General features: G+C 67.1%; 18 protein-coding genes and 1 tRNA gene. 8 read left to right on the top strand and 11 right to left on the bottom strand.

Annotated features, from left to right (window positions below; genetic code table 11):
• Positions 1-82: 82 nt before the first annotated feature.
• The 4 genes from G8O29_RS09885 to G8O29_RS09870 all read right to left on the bottom strand — a co-directional run bounded on the left by G8O29_RS09885 (position 83) and on the right by G8O29_RS09870 (position 4210).
• Complete coding sequence (locus G8O29_RS09885) at positions 83-775, bottom strand: sugar transferase (protein ID WP_166403072.1); 693 nt, start codon at positions 773-775, stop codon at positions 83-85.
• Positions 776-1326: 551 nt separating this feature from the next.
• On the bottom strand, positions 1327-1905 hold the full coding sequence (locus G8O29_RS09880) for a hypothetical protein (protein ID WP_166403071.1): 579 nt from the start codon (positions 1903-1905) through the stop codon (positions 1327-1329).
• Positions 1906-1931: 26 nt separating this feature from the next.
• Entirely contained in the window at positions 1932-2723 is a 792-nt protein-coding gene (locus G8O29_RS09875; protein ID WP_166403070.1) for a hypothetical protein, read from the bottom strand.
• Positions 2724-2764: 41 nt separating this feature from the next.
• Positions 2765-4210, bottom strand: coding sequence for a mannose-1-phosphate guanylyltransferase/mannose-6-phosphate isomerase (locus G8O29_RS09870; protein ID WP_166403069.1), 1446 nt, complete (start codon positions 4208-4210; stop codon positions 2765-2767).
• Between the two features lie 363 nt (positions 4211-4573).
• Between G8O29_RS09870 and hisB the strand changes: the two genes are divergently transcribed.
• Both hisB and hisH read left to right on the top strand, forming a co-directional pair.
• Positions 4574-5161, top strand: coding sequence for an imidazoleglycerol-phosphate dehydratase HisB (gene hisB, locus G8O29_RS09865; protein ID WP_166403068.1), 588 nt, complete (start codon positions 4574-4576; stop codon positions 5159-5161).
• A gap of 78 nt (positions 5162-5239) precedes the next feature.
• Positions 5240-5881 carry an imidazole glycerol phosphate synthase subunit HisH gene (gene hisH / locus G8O29_RS09860; protein WP_166403067.1) on the top strand — a complete coding sequence of 214 codons (642 nt, stop codon included), beginning with the start codon at positions 5240-5242 and terminating at the stop codon, positions 5879-5881.
• Positions 5882-6032: 151 nt separating this feature from the next.
• On the opposite strand, the gene G8O29_RS09855 is transcribed toward hisH, so the two are convergent.
• Complete coding sequence (locus G8O29_RS09855; protein WP_166403066.1) at positions 6033-6422, bottom strand: DUF2147 domain-containing protein; 390 nt, start codon at positions 6420-6422, stop codon at positions 6033-6035.
• Between the two features lie 143 nt (positions 6423-6565).
• On the opposite strand from G8O29_RS09855, the gene hisA reads away from it, so the two are divergent.
• Positions 6566-7285, top strand: a complete 720-nt coding sequence (gene hisA, locus G8O29_RS09850; protein ID WP_166403065.1) for a 1-(5-phosphoribosyl)-5-[(5-phosphoribosylamino)methylideneamino]imidazole-4-carboxamide isomerase — start codon at positions 6566-6568, stop codon at positions 7283-7285.
• Positions 7286-7324: 39 nt separating this feature from the next.
• On the opposite strand, the gene G8O29_RS09845 is transcribed toward hisA, so the two are convergent.
• Positions 7325-8242, bottom strand: coding sequence for an HNH endonuclease (locus tag G8O29_RS09845; protein WP_166403064.1), 918 nt, complete (start codon positions 8240-8242; stop codon positions 7325-7327).
• 104 nt (positions 8243-8346) lie between these two features.
• Here G8O29_RS09845 and hisF point away from each other — a divergent pair, with 104 nt between their 5' ends.
• On the top strand, positions 8347-9108 hold the full coding sequence (hisF, locus tag G8O29_RS09840; RefSeq protein ID WP_166403063.1) for an imidazole glycerol phosphate synthase subunit HisF: 762 nt from the start codon (positions 8347-8349) through the stop codon (positions 9106-9108).
• The gene (locus tag G8O29_RS09835) at positions 9105-9410 is read left to right on the top strand and encodes a phosphoribosyl-ATP diphosphatase (RefSeq protein ID WP_166403062.1); all 306 of its coding nucleotides are present in this window, start codon (positions 9105-9107) and stop codon (positions 9408-9410) included. The genes hisF and G8O29_RS09835 overlap by 4 nt, the downstream gene beginning before the upstream one ends.
• Before the next feature lie 61 nt (positions 9411-9471).
• Here the strand turns inward: G8O29_RS09835 and G8O29_RS09830 are convergent, their stop codons facing one another.
• Positions 9472-9879: a CoA-binding protein gene (locus G8O29_RS09830; RefSeq protein WP_166403061.1), complete on the bottom strand. Its 408-nt coding sequence runs from the start codon at positions 9877-9879 to the stop codon at positions 9472-9474.
• A gap of 183 nt (positions 9880-10062) precedes the next feature.
• Positions 10063-10851 (bottom strand): 23S rRNA (guanosine(2251)-2'-O)-methyltransferase RlmB, encoded by a 789-nt coding sequence (gene rlmB, locus G8O29_RS09825; RefSeq protein ID WP_166403060.1) that lies wholly within the window; start codon positions 10849-10851, stop codon positions 10063-10065.
• A 119-nt stretch (positions 10852-10970) separates the two neighbouring features.
• On the opposite strand from rlmB, the gene G8O29_RS09820 reads away from it, so the two are divergent.
• From G8O29_RS09820 to G8O29_RS09810, 3 genes are all read left to right on the top strand, one after another.
• Positions 10971-11054, top strand: a tRNA-Tyr gene (locus G8O29_RS09820).
• A gap of 226 nt (positions 11055-11280) precedes the next feature.
• Positions 11281-12072 carry a dimethylarginine dimethylaminohydrolase family protein gene (locus G8O29_RS09815; RefSeq protein ID WP_166403059.1) on the top strand — a complete coding sequence of 264 codons (792 nt, stop codon included), beginning with the start codon at positions 11281-11283 and terminating at the stop codon, positions 12070-12072.
• Complete coding sequence (locus G8O29_RS09810) at positions 12069-13043, top strand: GT-B fold glycosyltransferase domain-containing protein (protein ID WP_166403058.1); 975 nt, start codon at positions 12069-12071, stop codon at positions 13041-13043. Before G8O29_RS09815 ends, G8O29_RS09810 begins: the two co-directional genes overlap by 4 nt.
• A 59-nt stretch (positions 13044-13102) precedes the next feature.
• Here G8O29_RS09810 and G8O29_RS09805 read toward each other — a convergent pair whose 3' ends face one another.
• The 3 genes from G8O29_RS09805 to G8O29_RS09795 all read right to left on the bottom strand — a co-directional run bounded on the left by G8O29_RS09805 (position 13103) and on the right by G8O29_RS09795 (position 15297).
• A complete protein-coding gene (locus G8O29_RS09805) occupies positions 13103-13888 on the bottom strand; it encodes an inositol monophosphatase family protein (RefSeq protein WP_166403057.1) in 786 nt (261 codons plus the stop codon).
• Positions 13889-13959: 71 nt separating this feature from the next.
• Positions 13960-14382: a L,D-transpeptidase gene (locus G8O29_RS09800; protein ID WP_166403056.1), complete on the bottom strand. Its 423-nt coding sequence runs from the start codon at positions 14380-14382 to the stop codon at positions 13960-13962.
• Between the two features lie 174 nt (positions 14383-14556).
• The gene (locus tag G8O29_RS09795; protein ID WP_166403055.1) at positions 14557-15297 is read right to left on the bottom strand and encodes a rhomboid family intramembrane serine protease; all 741 of its coding nucleotides are present in this window, start codon (positions 15295-15297) and stop codon (positions 14557-14559) included.
• Positions 15298-15307: the final 10 nt, after the last annotated feature.

Raw genomic sequence — 15307 nt, 5'->3', positions numbered from 1 at the left:
CCCGCTGCGGGATTTGCCATGTTGTTGCCGGGGGTCGCGCTTGTGGGCTGGATCCGGCAACACCGGCCGGATGCCCGGTCGCTTACTTCCCAGTCGCCCGCAGGACCACACCCACAGTCGCCAGCAGGATCTTCAAATCCCTGATAAAGGACAGGTTGCGCTCGTACTCGGCGTCGAATTCGGCGCGTTGGGCGAAGGTGGACTGGTTGCGCTCCGAGATCTGCCAGGTGCCGGTCAGGCCGGGGCGCAGCGCATAATAAGCCTTGCCGGGATACAGTTCCTGCTGGTCCAGCATCATCGGACGCGGGCCGACAAGGCTCATGTCGCCGATCAGCACGTTCCAGAGCTGCGGAAGTTCATCCAGCGAGCTCTTGCGCAGGAACTGGCCGAACTCGGTGATGCGAGGATCCCGCGACAGTTTCTGGTAGGCGTCCCATTCGCGCCGCGCGGCTTCATCCTTCGCCAGATAGGCCTGAAGTCGCTCTTCCGCGTCCGGAACCATGGTCCGCAGTTTCCAGAGCTTGAACGTTCTGCCACCCAGACCCACCCGCTCCTGCGTGAAGAAGGACGGGCCTCCGCCAAGCTTCAGGATCGCGGCCAGCACGAGGATGACCGGAAGAACCACCGGCGCGGCCATGATGACAAAGGCCACGTCCATCCAACGCTTGAGCGTCCGGCGATACAGCGGCTCGCGCCGCGCCTTTACCCAACCGTCCGCGACGGTGGGTGCGGGCCGTTCGAAATCCTGCCCTGCCAGTCCCGAACGAACGTCCATCTGCAACGCCTCCGCAAGGGTGCCAATCGCTAAGCCAATTTCCGAAGTCCGGGGGGTGTCCCGCGGACCCAAAATGAACTCTCGCACTCGATACTCCGATCCACTCACGGGTCACGTTTTACCACTCGGAACCCGTTGCCGCAATGCGGTCATCCTGACCCCTCTGCCCGAAAAGTGGTTTGATCTCATAAAGTTACACGCTAAGGTTGTATCTCGCGTGTACTGTGCGATGAGGTTCGAAACAGCCTCTCGGACCGTCATCAGGACTATCGGGGCAAGTTTCCGTGCTGGCTGCCACACCACCGCCATGTTTTCGCTCGCCTTTTAATTAAGGCTTTTGTGACAGCATGAACCTGTCGGCTTCCGCCCCTTTCGGACTGACGCCACATGTCGGGTCATGACGGGCATTCCACCCCAGCCATTATGCGGTTTTCCGAAACGGTGAATTTTCCGTTAAAGTGATCCGGCAACCACTACCAGGTGTCGGAGTGCCTGCGAAATGGGCAATCAGGGGCGGGTTCCAATGGGATTTGATTCGAGCGTCAGTCCCATCAGCCGCCCTGGCTGACCCGGCGGCGCAGGGCGATCAGGCCGACCAGGATCGGTCCCGGCAGTTCGAACAACCAGTTCAGCCTGATGCCACCGACCGCGACACCCAGAAGGACGTCCACATGGTGAAAGCTGGCCGCGCGCACCACGACGAAGACACAGACGAAGCACAGGCCCGCCAGCGCCACCCACACCCGCCCGAGGATGCCGCGCAACAGAAAGGTCAGGCCTCCCAGCGCCACCAGCCCCCCCAGCGCCACGCCGACGATGAAGCCTTCCTGCACCAGGCGCCGTTTGTCGTACCAGCCGGACAGCTGGGCATGGCACCGAGCGATCATGGTCAGCAGGGACTGGAGATCCAGCTGCTTGTTCAGCGCAAGCGCCAGCATCAGCCCGGTCACGACGATCCAGAATCGCCGCTCGCGCCGCACCAGCTGATCCGGCCCCGTCAGCTGCCGGGCGAGGTCCCCTGCCGCAAGGGCCGCAAGCAGATAGACAAGGACGGTCACCCAACCCATCGGGGTGTTGTCGCCCAGACCCGGCCTCCACTGCGCAAAGGCGCAGGTCAGGGTAGTCGACATGAGACCGCCCCGATCCGCGTCATGCGCTAGCCGACCTTCCGCCCGTTCATCCAGCTCAGAACCTTGCGCGCAATTTCGCGCCGCCAGGGAAGATGCCTGCGCCAAGCATCATAATCCGCAGGAAAGACGATGCGCTGCACATCGGCGGGCGTGGCCCATTGTCCGTCTGCAAGACCCTCGGCCACCCACGGCAGGAATCGCTCGGTCTCCGGCCAGACATAGCTGTCTGGCCAGGTCCAAGTCTGCGTCCGCTTGTAGATCTGGGCAATCTCGTCCGCAAAGGCCGCGTCGATCGGCATCGGTGGCGTCGGCATGCCGAAGAAGCGCAGGTTGCGTCGCATCAGCGCCTCGGACTTCGGCGCGACATAGGCCGGCACCCAAAGCTGGAACCCCATCTCCGCCGCAAGGCTGGCCACGACGCGGAACAGCTGCACATGTTCCTCGTGGCCATATTCACCCCAGGGCCCGTGCGCGATCACGTTCCGGAACCCCTCCAGCCGCGGGCGCAGAATCGCACGCAGCTTGCCGAACTGGGCGCGGTATTGCTGGGGGTTGAAGTTTTGCAACAGCCGCAGCGCCGGATGCGGATAGAGCCCATACTCGGTCTCGCGCACCGCAGGCCAGGAGGCGCTGTCGAAGACGCCGCTTTCCGGCATCGCCAGCCAGTCGAGCGTCGGCAGCGGGAACTCCGCCATCGCCACACGGCGCCCTTCGGTGATCCTCGGCGCGCCCGGCCATTCACCATAGACGAGCACGATCCTTTCGGCCGCGCGCAGTGCCGAACAGGCCCACAGCACCTCGTCATCCGGATGCGCCATCACAATGGCCAGCCGGTCCAGAATGTCCGCCCCGGCCGAACTCACCGCGCCGGGCCTTTCTCGTCGCCCCGGGCGTAGATGTCCTCATAACGGATGATGTCATCCTCTCCCAGATAGGCGCCGGTCTGCACCTCGATCAGCACCACCGGCACCTTGCCCGGGTTCGCCAGCCGGTGGATCGCGCCCAGGGGCACATAAACCGACTGGTTTTCGCTCAGCAGCCGCACCTCCTCGCCCACCGTGACCTGGGCCGTCCCGCTGACCACGATCCAATGCTCGGCGCGGTGGACATGGCTTTGCAGGGACAGCGCCGCACCCGGTTTCACCACGATCCGCTTGACCTGGAAACGGTCCGCCAGGGCCAGCGTCTCGAACCAGCCCCAGGGCCGGTGGTCGCGTGGAAAGACCTCCGCCTGCCGCACCGACCGCGCCTTCAACTGCGCCACCGCCGTCTTCACGTCCTGGCTCCGCGACCGGTCCGCCACCAGCACCGCATCCGGCATCGCCACCACGACCAGGTCGGTCAACCCGATCCCCACCACATGCTGCCCCTCGACCTCGGAGCGCAGAAGCGTCCCCTCGCAATCGATCGCCGTCACCGGCCCTTGCGTGACCGCACCCCCAGCCGCCCCGCCATTCTCGCGCCAGACCGCATTCCAGTCGCCCAGGTCCGACCAGGCCGCGCCCAGCGGCACCACCTCGATATTCGCGGCCTTCTCCATCACCGCATAGTCGACCGAGATGTCGCGCACGCCCTCCCACGGGGCTTCGGCCAGCCGAAGGAAGTCCAGATCCTTCCGCGCCTCGCCGACCGCCTGCGCGACCGGGGCCACCAGATCCGCCGCATGCGCCTCGAAGGCCGCGATCAGCGCCTTGGCCTGCATCAGGAAGATGCCCGCGTTCCACAGATAGCGCCCCTCGGCCAGCATCGCCTGCGCCGCCTCCAGCGCCGGTTTCTCGACAAACCGCGCCACCTTCTGCGCCTGGCCGTCCACCGGGGCGGCGCCCAGTTCGATCCAGCCATAGCCGGTCTCGGGCCGGTCGGGCCGGATGCCGAAGGTCACGATCTGCCCCGCCTCGGCCCGCGGCACGCCAGCCGCCACCGTCGCGCGAAACGCCTCGGCGTCGGGAATGCTGTGATCCGTCGGCATCACCAGCATCAGTGCCTCGGGATGCTCTGCAACCAGTTGCAGCGCCGCCGCCAGGATCGCCGGGCCGGTATTCTTCGCCGCAGGCTCGATCAGGATCGCCGAGGGTCGGATGCCCTCCGCCGCCAGCTGTTCGGCCACGATGAAGCGGAAGTCGGAATTGGTCAGCACCAGGGGGCACTTGACCCCCTCCGCCCCCTGCATCCGCCCCGCTGCCGCCTGGAACAGCGTGCCCTGCCCGGCGAGCGGCACGAACTGCTTGGGAAAGCTCTTGCGCGACACGGGCCAAAGACGGGTCCCCGACCCGCCACAAAGAAGAACCGGAAAAATCTCAGGCATGACCTGAACCAACTCCAAACTGACGTCCGGTCTCGTCCCGAAACCGTGGTGAATGTCTTGCTGCAAGTCTGGGCCATATTAAGCCCAGAATCGGGCCAAAGGGATCGCATTCGCACCCGGAACGCAACCAGTCTGCCCCAACCGCGCGCGGATTGCGATCAAGACGCGAAGTGGCAGATGTCGCTTCGCCCCCAAGTTGGACACGCCCCGGCGCACTCCGCCCGATACGGCAAGGCCCTGACAGCCTCTCCGCCAGGCCACGCTCGCCCAGCCACCACGCCGCTGCTGCACCCGCCCCCCGGAACCGCCTTCCCCTCGCGCGCCCCGCGCCCTATAACCCCCCCGTTGTCAGGAGAGCCGCCGATGCGCGAAGCCACCGTCACCCGTACCACCGCCGAGACCGAGATTTCGGTCACCGTCGCCCTCGACGGCACCGGGAAAAGCGACTGCCAGACCGGCGTCGGCTTCTTCGACCACATGCTGGACCAGCTGGCCCGCCACAGCCTGATCGACCTCACCGTCCGCGCCAAGGGCGATCTGCACATCGACGACCACCACACGGTCGAGGATGTGGGCATCGCGCTTGGCCAGGCCCTGACGAAGGCGCTCGGCGACAAGCGCGGCATCCGCCGCTACGGCCACTTCCGGCTGGCGATGGACGACGCGCAGATCGCCACCGCGCTGGACCTCTCCGCGCGGTCCTACCTCATCTGGACCGTCGATTTCCCCACCCCCAAGATCGGCAGCTTCGATACCGAGCTGGTGCGCGAATTCTTCCAGGCGCTGTCCACCCATGGCGGGATCACCCTGCATGTGGACAAGCTGCACGGCTTCAACAGCCACCACATCGCCGAGGCCACGTTCAAATCCGTCGCCCGCGCCTTGCGGCAGGCGGTGGAACAGGACCCCCGCCTCGGCGACGCACTCCCTTCGACCAAGGGCGCCCTGTAACCGCAGGGCGCCGCAAATCTTTTCGAAAAGATTTGCAAGAGTTTTCGAAAACTCTTGCCCGCCCCAGAGATCCGACCGATGCCCCTGACCGTCCTCGTCGACTACGATTCCGGCAACCTCCACTCCGCCGAGAAAGCCTTCCAGCGCATGGCATTGGAGGTCGGCGGCGGTGACATCCTCGTCACCTCCCGACCCGAGGACGTGGCCAGCGCCGACCGGATCGTTCTGCCCGGCGACGGCGCCTTCCCGGCCTGCCGCGAGGCCCTCGGCAGCTACGGCGGGCTCTTCGAGGCCATCGAAGAGGCCGTCATCGCCCGCGCCCGCCCCTTCCTCGGCATCTGCGTGGGGATGCAGATGCTTGCCTCGCGCGGTCACGAATACCGGGAAACCCCCGGCTTCGGCTGGATCCCCGGCGACGTGGTCAGGATCGAACCCGCAGACCGCGCGCTGAAAGTCCCGCACATGGGCTGGAACGACCTGATCCTGGACCGCCCCCACCCCGTCCTCGACGGCATTGCCACCGGGGATCACGCCTATTTCGTCCACTCCTACCACTTCCGCGTCGCCGATCCCGCGCATCGGCTGGCCTTCTGCGACTACGGCGGCCCGATCACCGCCATCGTCGGCCGCGACAACATCCTCGGCACCCAGTTCCACCCGGAAAAATCCCAGGCCGCAGGTCTGCGCCTGATCGGCAACTTCCTGCGCTGGACGCCCTGACGGCTCCGCACCGGCCCGTTGAACGCAGACTCGTTGAACGCAGAAGACCCTCCCCGCAGATGGGAGAGGGTCCAAAACAGAATCCAGTCGATCGGGCGCATGGTGCAGTCCTGCCCGATCCGCCGGGCAGGGACGACCTGATTGCCGCAGCCTATTTCACCCGCTTCCAGGTGCCGCCGTCGCGGCAGATGCCCAGCACGCAGCCGCGCACCTTCAGACTGTCGCCCGAAAGCTGCATGTCGCCGTTGTAGGTCTTGTCGCGGTCGGGCGAATAGATCTTGCCGTCGTCATAAAGCCCGTTGGGATAGGGCACCATGTCCCAGACGATCCTGCGCCCGATATTGTCGCTTGGCCGAGGCTTCCCGTCCTTGTCGAAGGCCTTGATCAGCACGCCGCAGAAGGCCTTGCCGCAGGGCTTGATCTCGACATGGCCATAGTTGCCGTTGTCGTCCTTCCTGGTCTGCCACACGCCCGCCACCGGGTCCGCGAACGCCCCCGTCCCGAAGATCGCCAACGCGGCTGCCATCAGCATCGTCTTCATTTCTGTCCTCCTCCTCCCAGAGATACCCGATGCTTTGCGCCAGCCGCCCGACCGATCAAGCGTGACGTCGGGTCGCGTCACCGGTCTTTTCATTTCCGCCACCCCGTGCCAAAGACCGCCGCGACCGGACCCGGGGGTGCGCCATGATCCTTTTCCCTGCCATCGACCTGAAGGACGGCAAGTGCGTCCGCCTCCTGCGCGGCGAGATGGAGGCCGCCACCGTCTTCGGCGACGACCCCGCCGCCCAGGCGCTGACCTTCCAGGCCGCCGGCTGCGAGTGGCTCCACCTCGTCGATCTGAACGGCGCCTTCGCCGGCCAGCCGGTGAACGCTGCTGCGGTCGAGGCGATCCTTGCGGCCGTGCAGGTCCCCGCCCAGCTCGGCGGCGGCATCCGCGACATGGCCACCATCGCGATGTGGCTGGAAAAGGGCCTCGCCCGCGTCATCCTCGGCACGGTCGCCGTGGAAAACCCCGCGTTGGTGCGCGAGGCCGCCCGCGCCTTCCCCGGCCGGATCGCCGTCGGCATCGACGCCCGCAGGGGCCGCGTCGCCACCCGGGGCTGGGCCGAAGAGACCGACGTCATGGCCACCGACCTCGCCCGGTCCTTCGAGGATGCCGGCGTCGCCGCGCTCATCTACACCGACATCGACCGCGACGGCGCGATGGGCGGCCCCAACATCGAGGCGACCGAGGCTCTGGCCCGCGCCGTCACGATCCCGGTCATCGCCAGCGGCGGCGTCTCCCGGATGGAGGACCTGATCGCGCTCCGCGACACCGGCGTCATAGCGGGCGCGATCTCGGGCCGCGCGCTCTATGACGGGGCGATCGACCTCGCGGCGGCGCTGAGGGCGCTCGGCTCCTGAGGCGTATGCCGGACGGCCCGGTCGGGGAAGGAAACCGCGTCAGCCCCAGGGCTGGCCACCTTCCAGCGGCACCTGACCGAACACGTTCTCGCGGTGCCATCTCAGGTTGGCGGGATGGGGATGATCGCGCGCATCCTTCGGCAGACACAGCCGGCGGTCGGCGACCAGCAGACGATCCTCGACCTCGCGCGGCACCTTGTTGCGCGACACGAGAATCGTGCCGTCATCCGCGACCGATACCAGCCCCCGATCGAACATCCAGTGCAGCGTGCCCGACAGCGCCAGCCCGTTCCTGACCGCGTCGCTGCCCTGATGGGCGACCGGACGGATGTGGGCGGCGTTCACCTCAGGCCGGCCCCCGCCGTTGCGAAGACGCAGGCCGGACATGGCGCATCGGTAGTCGTAGGCCTCCCGCACCTTGCGACGGAAGGCGACATCGCGGTAGGGGCGGCTGATCAGCCGCTCGATCACAGGACGTTCGAAGGGCGGCGGAGGCTCGGCGGCATGCGGCGTCGGATCATAGCGCCGGGCCTCGATCTCAGGCAGATCGACCGGCAGGCCCTCGCGCACGATCGCGGCGAACTCTGCCTCGGTCAGCCGCCGGACGGCGGACTGGGCCAGGCCACCGGTCAGGGGGCGTCCCTCCGAATCGGCAAGCGATGCCTCCCAGGGGCGGCCCTGGTGTAGCCTCGGCACGTCGCGGTCGAACGGCAGATAGCTGCCCGGCTCGATCAGGGCCAGATACCGGCCCTCTGCGCCCGGTTTCGGGATCACCTGCGCGATCTTCGCCACCGCGAAATACCCGCGCGGTCCCGCCTTGACCGGCTCGTAATAGATCACCCGGTCGCCAACCGCTTCGCTCACGGCTCTCAGGTACTGGACCGGAAAGTCGTAAACGCGGTCCGGCTCGTCCTGGTAGATCGAATCCGCCCGGTGCAGGAGAACCAACTTCGTCATTGCATCAGAAACGCAAATGGCTGCGATCCCGCAAGCGGAAATGCTCCGTCGGCCCTCCACGGGGCCCCCTTGCCTTTCGCCCCCGTCCGGGCCATTCCTCCGCCATGCTCAAGACCCGCATCATTCCCTGCCTCGACGTGGCCGACGGCCGCGTGGTCAAGGGCGTGAACTTCGTCGATCTGGTGGATGCCGGCGACCCGGTCGAGGCTGCGAAAGCCTATGACGCCGCAGGCGCGGACGAACTCTGCTTTCTCGACATCATGGCGACCGAGGACAACCGGGCCACGATGTATGATCTCGTGACCCGGACGGCGGAACAGTGCTTCATGCCGCTCACGGTGGGTGGCGGGGTGCGCACAGCCGAGGACGTGCGCAAGCTGCTCCTCGCAGGCGCCGACAAGGTCAGCTTCAACTCCGCCGCCGTCGCCGACCCGGATGTGGTGGCCCGGGCCGCCGACCGCTTCGGCAGCCAGTGCATCGTCGTCGCCATCGACGCCAAGACCACAAGCCCCGGCAAATGGGAGATCTTCACCCACGGCGGCCGCCGCGCGACCGGCATCGATGCGGTGGACTTCGCCCGCACCGTCGCAGCGAAGGGCGCGGGAGAGATCCTTCTGACCTCGATGGACCGCGACGGCACCCGGCAGGGCTTCAACCTGCCCCTCACCCGTGCCATCGCCGATGCCGTGGACATCCCCGTCATCGCCTCCGGCGGCGTCGGCACGCTCGACCACCTCGTCGAGGGCATCACGGAAGGCCACGCCAGCGCCGTCCTCGCCGCCTCGATCTTCCACTTCGGCACCTTCACCATCGGTCAGGCCAAGGCCCACATGGCCGCCGCCGGCATCCCCGTGAGGCTCACATGACCCTCGAACGCCTCGCCGCCACCATCGCCGCCCGCAAGGGCGCGGACCCCGAAACCTCCTGGACCGCCAAGCTCCTGTCCAAGGGACCGGAGAAATGCGCCGAGAAGTTCGGGGAAGAGGCGGTCGAGGCCATCATCGAGGCGGTGAAGGGCGACCGCGCAAGGCTGGCCTCGGAAGCGGCGGATGTGCTCTACCACCTGCTCGTCATGCTTGCCGCGCGCGACGTGTCGCTCGACGACGTGCTGGCCGAGCTTGACCGACGTGAGGGCACATCCGGCCTGGACGAGAAGGCGCAACGCTAGCCGCCGGGGGCAAATCTTTTCGAAAAGATTTGCAAAATCCTTCGAAGGATTTTGTCGCGGCTTACAAACCCAGATGCGGGATCTCGATCGCCGGGCAGCGGTTCATCACCACCCGCAGCCCCGCATTGCGCGCGCGCGACGCCGCCGCTTCGTCCACCACGCCGATCTGCATCCAGACGACCTTCGCTCCGATCCGCACCGCCTCGTCCGCCACAGCGCCCGCTTCCTCGCTGCGGCGGAAGATGTCCACCATATCCACCGGCCCCGCCTCGGCCAGCGTCGCCACCACCGTCTCGCCCAGCGCCTTCTGGCCGGCATGGCCCGGGTTGACCGGGATCACCCGATAGCCCTTGCCCTTCAGATAGGCGGCGACACGGTGGCTTGGCCGGTCCGGCTTGGGCGACCAGCCTACCACCGCGATGGTCTTCACGGATGTCAGGATGTCACGGATATCGGCGTCGCTGGGCATGAGATCTCCTTGACGGCATGAAAACGACCTGCTGCGGCAAGAAAATGGCGCCCAAGGAGAACCCCGGGCGCCAAGTCGCGGAACGAGGGACAGTGAAGAGAAGTACGGGGTTCCGGTCCCGTGCCTCTGTTATAGGATGTAGGAACCGGCGTCCGGGTTTGTAGGCCTGTCTCAAAGACGTGATCATCCGCGCGTCGCCGCATAGAGCGCCACAGCCGCCGCATTCGACACATTCAGGCTGCCGAACGACCCCGCAAAGGGGATGCGCGCAAGGTGGTCGCAGGTCTCGCGTGTCTTTTCGCGCAGGCCCGGACCCTCTGCCCCCAGGACCAGCCCGACGGGCCGACCGTTCGCCCCGGCCACCGCCTCGGCCAGCGTGAGTTCTGCCGCCCCGTCCAGCCCGATCAGGATGAACCCCATGTCTTTCAGCGCCGTCATCGCCTCGGCCAGGTTCGTCACCCGCAGATAGGGCTGCCGCTCCAACGCACCGCTGGCCGTCTTGGCCAGGGCCCCGGTCTCGGGCGCCGAATGATGCCTGGGCGCGATGACCGCCCGCGCCCCGAAGACCTCGGCCGAGCGCAGGATGGCGCCCACATTGTGCGGGTCGGTCACCCGGTCCAGCAGGACGACCAGCGGCAGCCCCTCGCCCGCCGCGCAGATATCGCCGAACCTTCCCCAGTTCAGGGGCCGCACTTCGATCGCCGCCCCCTGGTGAACCGAGCCTTCGTCGATCGGCACCCGGAACCGCCGCGGCTCCACAACCTCCGGCACCATCCCCGAGGCCGCAACCGCCGCCTCCAGCTTGTCCAGCGCATTCTTGGTGACGACCAGCCGCAGCTTTTCGCGCCGGGGGTTCATCAGCGCGTCGCGCACAGCATGCAGGCCGAACAGCCAGACGGTCTCGCGCGCCTCGCGCCGCTCTCCCCGCTCCTTTTCCACCACCCAGGCCGGTTTCCTGCTGCCTGCCGCCATGTCCGAACCCATCGCAAACCAGCCCGGACCATTGCGCGCCGCCGACCCCTTATGCAAGCCGAAATCTTGTCCCTTCTCCCTTGACGCCCCCTGCCCCCTTGAGTAGACGGACCCCCGGCGGGCGACGAGCTGCAAGGTGCGGCAGGGGACTGTAACTCCCCCGGGGAGACCCATGCCTGGTTCGATTCCAGGGTCGCCCACCATTCCCGGGAAATGGTGAAACGCAACTGTCCGGGGCCGGCCCGCAGCCGGGATCGGCCAGGCAAGCACCGCCACCACCTGCGCGGGACCATCCGTCGCTACAGCTTGACTGCACGCAGGCACCGCCCGGCCGTTGTGCGTTGCGCGCGCCCATCAGCGCCGCCTGTCCCATCCCCCTTGCGAAGGCCCCCGCGGGATGCGACATCCTTTGCCAAGACCGGGGTCACCATGTCCTTCGCCACCCATTTCACCCATGCCATCACCCGCCGCCCCTCGGGCTCGATCGTCTGCGGCCTGCGCGCGGTGGATACCGGCAACCCGGACCTCGCGCGGATGCAGTCCCACCACGACGCCTATGTTGCGGCGCTGAAAGGCACCGGGGCGACCGTCGTGGAACTGTCGCCGCTGGAAACCTATCCCGACAGCGTGTTTGTCGAGGACACCGCGCTTTGCCTGCCGCAAGGCGCGGTCGTGATGCGGCCCGGAACCCCCTCGCGCCTGGGCGAGGCGGACGAAATGGCCCCGCATCTGCGCGCGCTCTATTCCGAGGTCGTCGCCATCACCCAGCCTGACAGCTTCATCGAAGGGGGCGATATCCTGGTGACCGGCCGCGAGATCCTGGTCGGCCGCTCGGCCCGCAGCAACGCGGCCGGGATCGCCGAACTGACCCGCCTTGTCGCGCCCTGGGGCCACTCCGTCCGCGAGGTGCAGACACCCACCGGTGTCCTGCACTTCAAGACCGACTGCTCGCTTCTCGACGCCGACACGGTGCTGTCGACAAGGCGTCTGTCGGCCTCGGGCTGCCTTGCCGGCTACCGGGTGATCGACGTCCCCGAAGGCGAGGAGGCCGCCGCCAACACGATCCGCTTCAACGATCTGGTGCTTGTGCCCGCGGGCTTTCCCCGCACCCGCGATGCCATCCTCGCCACCGGTATCACGGTGCAGGAAATCGGCAATTCCGAATGCGCGAAACTTGACGGCGGCATGTCCTGCCTGTCGCTGCGCCTTTCGCCGTCATGAGCTTCAATCTCATCGCCGTCGTCCAGGCCGGTCGGTTGGAACACGAGGCCATCCTGCTGGCTGCCTCGCTGCGCCTGTCGGACCCGGGCTTCCCGGGCACGCTCTTCCTTGCCGAACCCCAGCCCGGCCCGAAATGGCAGGGCGATCCGCGCATCTCGGACCGGACGCGCAAGGTGCTGACCGGGCTTGGCGCGCAGATCCTGCCCTTCGAGACCCGCGCCTTCGGCTCGGACTACCCGCACGGCAACAAGATCGAGGCGCTGGCCGCCCTGCCCGAGGCGCCCTTCCTCTTCCTCGATACCGACACCCTGGTCACCGGGCCGCTCAGCGCCATCCCGTTCGATTTCTCCCGCCCCTCCGCCTCGATGCGGCGCGAGAACACCTGGCCGAAGGTCGAACTCTACGGCCCCACCGCCACCCAGACCTGGCAGGCGCTTTACGACCGCTTCGGGCTGGATTTCGCAAGCTCCTGGGACACCACCCAGCCCGAGGACTACTGGCAGCGCTTTCTCTACTTCAACGCGGGCTGGTTCTTCCATGAAAGCCCGCGCGCCTTCGGCAACCGTTTCCTCGACTTCGCCCGGGAAATCCGCGATGCCCCGCCCGAGGAACTGGTCTGCCAGGAACTCTACCCCTGGCTCGACCAGATCGCCCTGCCGCTGGTGATCCACTCCTTCGGCGGCGGCCGGCCGGGGCCGGAGCTTGCGGCGCTGGACGGCGCGGCCACCTGCCACTACCGGACCCTGCCGCTTCTCTACGCCCGCGAAGACGACCGGGTGGTGCAGGTGCTGGAACGGCTGGGTTCGGACCCCGAGCTTCGCCCTGTCCTGCGCCACTGGGGCGCGTTCAAGCGCATGGTGATCCAGGGCGAAGGAGCCCGGGCGCGGGCCCTGTTCGACCGCGCCGACCTGCCGCGCCGCGAACAGATGATCCGCAACCGGCTCAAGCGCGAGGGGCTCTGGATCCGATGATGCACCGCCGCCCGTCGCCGGGGCGTGCCGACGAGAAGACGCAGTCGCACGAGGAGGCGTCAGGCGCGCAGCGTGTCCGCCAGCGGCTTGAACAGCGCGTCATTCGCCGCGATCAGGGCACCATCCAGAGGGTCGGTGCCGGCGCGCAGGCCCTCGACCAGGCCGCCGGCCTCCCTGACCAGCAGCACCCCGGCGGCCACGTCCCAGGCGGACAGTTCCCGCTCCCAGTAACCGTCGAACCGGCCTGCCGCGACATAGGCCAGGTCCAGCGCCGCCGCACCCCAGCGCCGCACCCCGGCACAGGCAGGCATCAGCCGGCCAAGATCCTTCAGCATCGCCGGCAGCGTGGACTTGGCCCCGAAGGGCACGCCGGTCGCGAACACCGCCTCATGCATTGCGCGGCGGGCCGAGACGCGCAGCCGGCGGTTGTCGTTCAGCCAGCATCCCGCGCCCTTCTCGGCCCAGAACATCTCGTCCTTCGCGGGGTCATAGACCACGGCGGACACGATCTCGCCCTTGTGCTCCAGCGCGATCGACACCGCCCAGTGCGGCATCCCGTGCAGGAAGTTCGTCGTCCCGTCCAGCGGATCGACGATCCAGCGCCGGGTCGGGTCGGCCCCTGCCGCGCCCCCGGTTTCCTCGCCCAGCCAGCCATAGGTCGGCCGCCCACCCAGAAGCTCTTCCTTGATCAGCCGCTCCGCCTCGCGGTCGGCCCTGGACACGAAATCTCCCGGCCCCTTGGTCGAGACCTGGAGGTTTTCCACCTCGCGGAAATCCTTGACGAGGCTGCGCCCCGCCTTGCGCGCGGCCTTGATCATCAGGTTGAGGTTGGCCGAGCCCTGCATGCGTCCGCTCCACGTCGTTCCAGGCCCGGCGCTATAGCGGGTCGGGGGCGGGAAAGGAAGGGGGCGAGCCGTTACGGGACGATCACCACGCGCATGTTTTCCATCCCCTCGGCCTTCACCATGTTGAACAGGATTTTCGCGTTGTCTGGATGCAGCCGGACGCAGCCGCGGCTGGCCGGCGCGCCCAGATGCCTGATCTGATCGGTGCCGTGGATCGCGTAATGGCCGTCATAGAAGATCGCAAAGGGCATCGGCGCGTTGTTGTAGCGCCGCGAGCGGTGGTTCTTCGACAGGAATTCGGGCGCATAGGTGCCGGTGGGGGTGATCTTGCCCGGCTTCGCCGTCGAGACCGGCCAGGTGAACAAGTGCCGCCCCTCGTGGTAGACTTTCATGGTCTGCGAAGAAATCGAGACACGGGCAAGAACCCGCTCTGCAAGGGCTTGTCCCGGCACGAGCGCCAGAACCAGGGCAAGCGCGGCAAAATGGCGGCGCATGGAAACCTCCGAATACCTTCACCAATCACGGGCAGCATTCCCGCTCCTGCACATCAGTCAATGAAAAATCGGCAAAAATCCGGTCCGGAATCGCGGGATTGTGGCGGCTTTGGGTCCATGGGCTTCGGCAGTCGGCGCCTGTGGCCGGCCGGTTTCGCGGTCTGGTCCGGAAGATCAGCGCCGGCGGCGGATCAGGGGGACGTTCGACCGCGCGGCCTCGAACCGGGTCTCGGGATGGGGCGGATGGCCCTGGGTCTTGCGCCAGTAGTCCTGCCCGCCGCGCCGAAGCCAGACCGGAAGGGTCAGGACCAGCCCCGCGACAAAGCCGCCGACATGGGCCCAATAGGCCACCCCGCCTGCATCCGAAGGGGTCGAGACGCCCGAGAAGATCTGGATGCCCAACCACAGGCCCAGCACGATCCATGCGGGGATGGCGAAGATGCGGAAGAAGATGATGAAGATGAACAGCACATCCACCTTGGCCTTGGGGAACAGCAGAAGATAGCCCCCCATCACCCCCGCAATCGCGCCCGAGGCACCGACCATGGGGATCGGCGAGCCCGGATCGGGCAGCGCCTGGGCCAGGCCTGCCGCCGCGCCGCAGGCAAGGTAGAAGACCAGATAGCCCAGATGGCCCATCTCTTCTTCAAGGTTGTCGCCGTAGATCCAGAGAAACAGCATGTTGCCCGCCAGATGCATGCAGCCGCCGTGCAGGAACATCGAGGTGAACAGCGTCTCCAGCCCCGCGCCGGTGGAAAACCGCGCCGGGACCAGACCCCAGGTCATGAAGAACCGCTGCAAATCCCAGTCGGACATCGAGACATAGCTGAGGAAAACCAGCACGTTGATCACGATCAGCGCGTAGGTGACATAGGGCGTCCGCCCAGAGGGGTTGTGGTCGCGGATCGGAAACATGGCCTGACCC

This window comes from Rhodobacter calidifons, from assembly GCF_011174775.1.
In the GTDB taxonomy this organism is placed as follows: domain Bacteria; phylum Pseudomonadota; class Alphaproteobacteria; order Rhodobacterales; family Rhodobacteraceae; genus Tabrizicola; species Tabrizicola calidifons.
This window is presented reverse-complemented; position numbering and strand designations above follow the sequence as displayed.

Excerpts from the sequence above, each read along its gene's own strand:
- G8O29_RS09885 (WP_166403072.1), bottom strand. The coding sequence starts at position 775 with ATGGACGTTCGTTCGGGACTGGCAGGGCAGGATTTCGAACGGCCCGCA.
- G8O29_RS09880 (WP_166403071.1), bottom strand. The coding sequence starts at position 1,905 with ATGTCGACTACCCTGACCTGCGCCTTTGCGCAGTGGAGGCCGGGTCTG.
- G8O29_RS09875 (WP_166403070.1), bottom strand. The coding sequence starts at position 2,723 with ATGGCGCATCCGGATGACGAGGTGCTGTGGGCCTGTTCGGCACTGCGC.
- G8O29_RS09870 (WP_166403069.1), bottom strand. The coding sequence starts at position 4,210 with ATGCCTGAGATTTTTCCGGTTCTTCTTTGTGGCGGGTCGGGGACCCGT.
- hisB (WP_166403068.1), top strand. The coding sequence starts at position 4,574 with ATGCGCGAAGCCACCGTCACCCGTACCACCGCCGAGACCGAGATTTCG.
- hisH (WP_166403067.1), top strand. The coding sequence starts at position 5,240 with ATGCCCCTGACCGTCCTCGTCGACTACGATTCCGGCAACCTCCACTCC.
- G8O29_RS09855 (WP_166403066.1), bottom strand. The coding sequence starts at position 6,422 with ATGAAGACGATGCTGATGGCAGCCGCGTTGGCGATCTTCGGGACGGGG.
- hisA (WP_166403065.1), top strand. The coding sequence starts at position 6,566 with ATGATCCTTTTCCCTGCCATCGACCTGAAGGACGGCAAGTGCGTCCGC.
- G8O29_RS09845 (WP_166403064.1), bottom strand. The coding sequence starts at position 8,242 with ATGACGAAGTTGGTTCTCCTGCACCGGGCGGATTCGATCTACCAGGAC.
- hisF (WP_166403063.1), top strand. The coding sequence starts at position 8,347 with ATGCTCAAGACCCGCATCATTCCCTGCCTCGACGTGGCCGACGGCCGC.
- G8O29_RS09835 (WP_166403062.1), top strand. The coding sequence starts at position 9,105 with ATGACCCTCGAACGCCTCGCCGCCACCATCGCCGCCCGCAAGGGCGCG.
- G8O29_RS09830 (WP_166403061.1), bottom strand. The coding sequence starts at position 9,879 with ATGCCCAGCGACGCCGATATCCGTGACATCCTGACATCCGTGAAGACC.
- rlmB (WP_166403060.1), bottom strand. The coding sequence starts at position 10,851 with ATGGCGGCAGGCAGCAGGAAACCGGCCTGGGTGGTGGAAAAGGAGCGG.
- G8O29_RS09815 (WP_166403059.1), top strand. The coding sequence starts at position 11,281 with ATGTCCTTCGCCACCCATTTCACCCATGCCATCACCCGCCGCCCCTCG.
- G8O29_RS09810 (WP_166403058.1), top strand. The coding sequence starts at position 12,069 with ATGAGCTTCAATCTCATCGCCGTCGTCCAGGCCGGTCGGTTGGAACAC.
- G8O29_RS09805 (WP_166403057.1), bottom strand. The coding sequence starts at position 13,888 with ATGCAGGGCTCGGCCAACCTCAACCTGATGATCAAGGCCGCGCGCAAG.
- G8O29_RS09800 (WP_166403056.1), bottom strand. The coding sequence starts at position 14,382 with ATGCGCCGCCATTTTGCCGCGCTTGCCCTGGTTCTGGCGCTCGTGCCG.
- G8O29_RS09795 (WP_166403055.1), bottom strand. The coding sequence starts at position 15,297 with ATGTTTCCGATCCGCGACCACAACCCCTCTGGGCGGACGCCCTATGTC.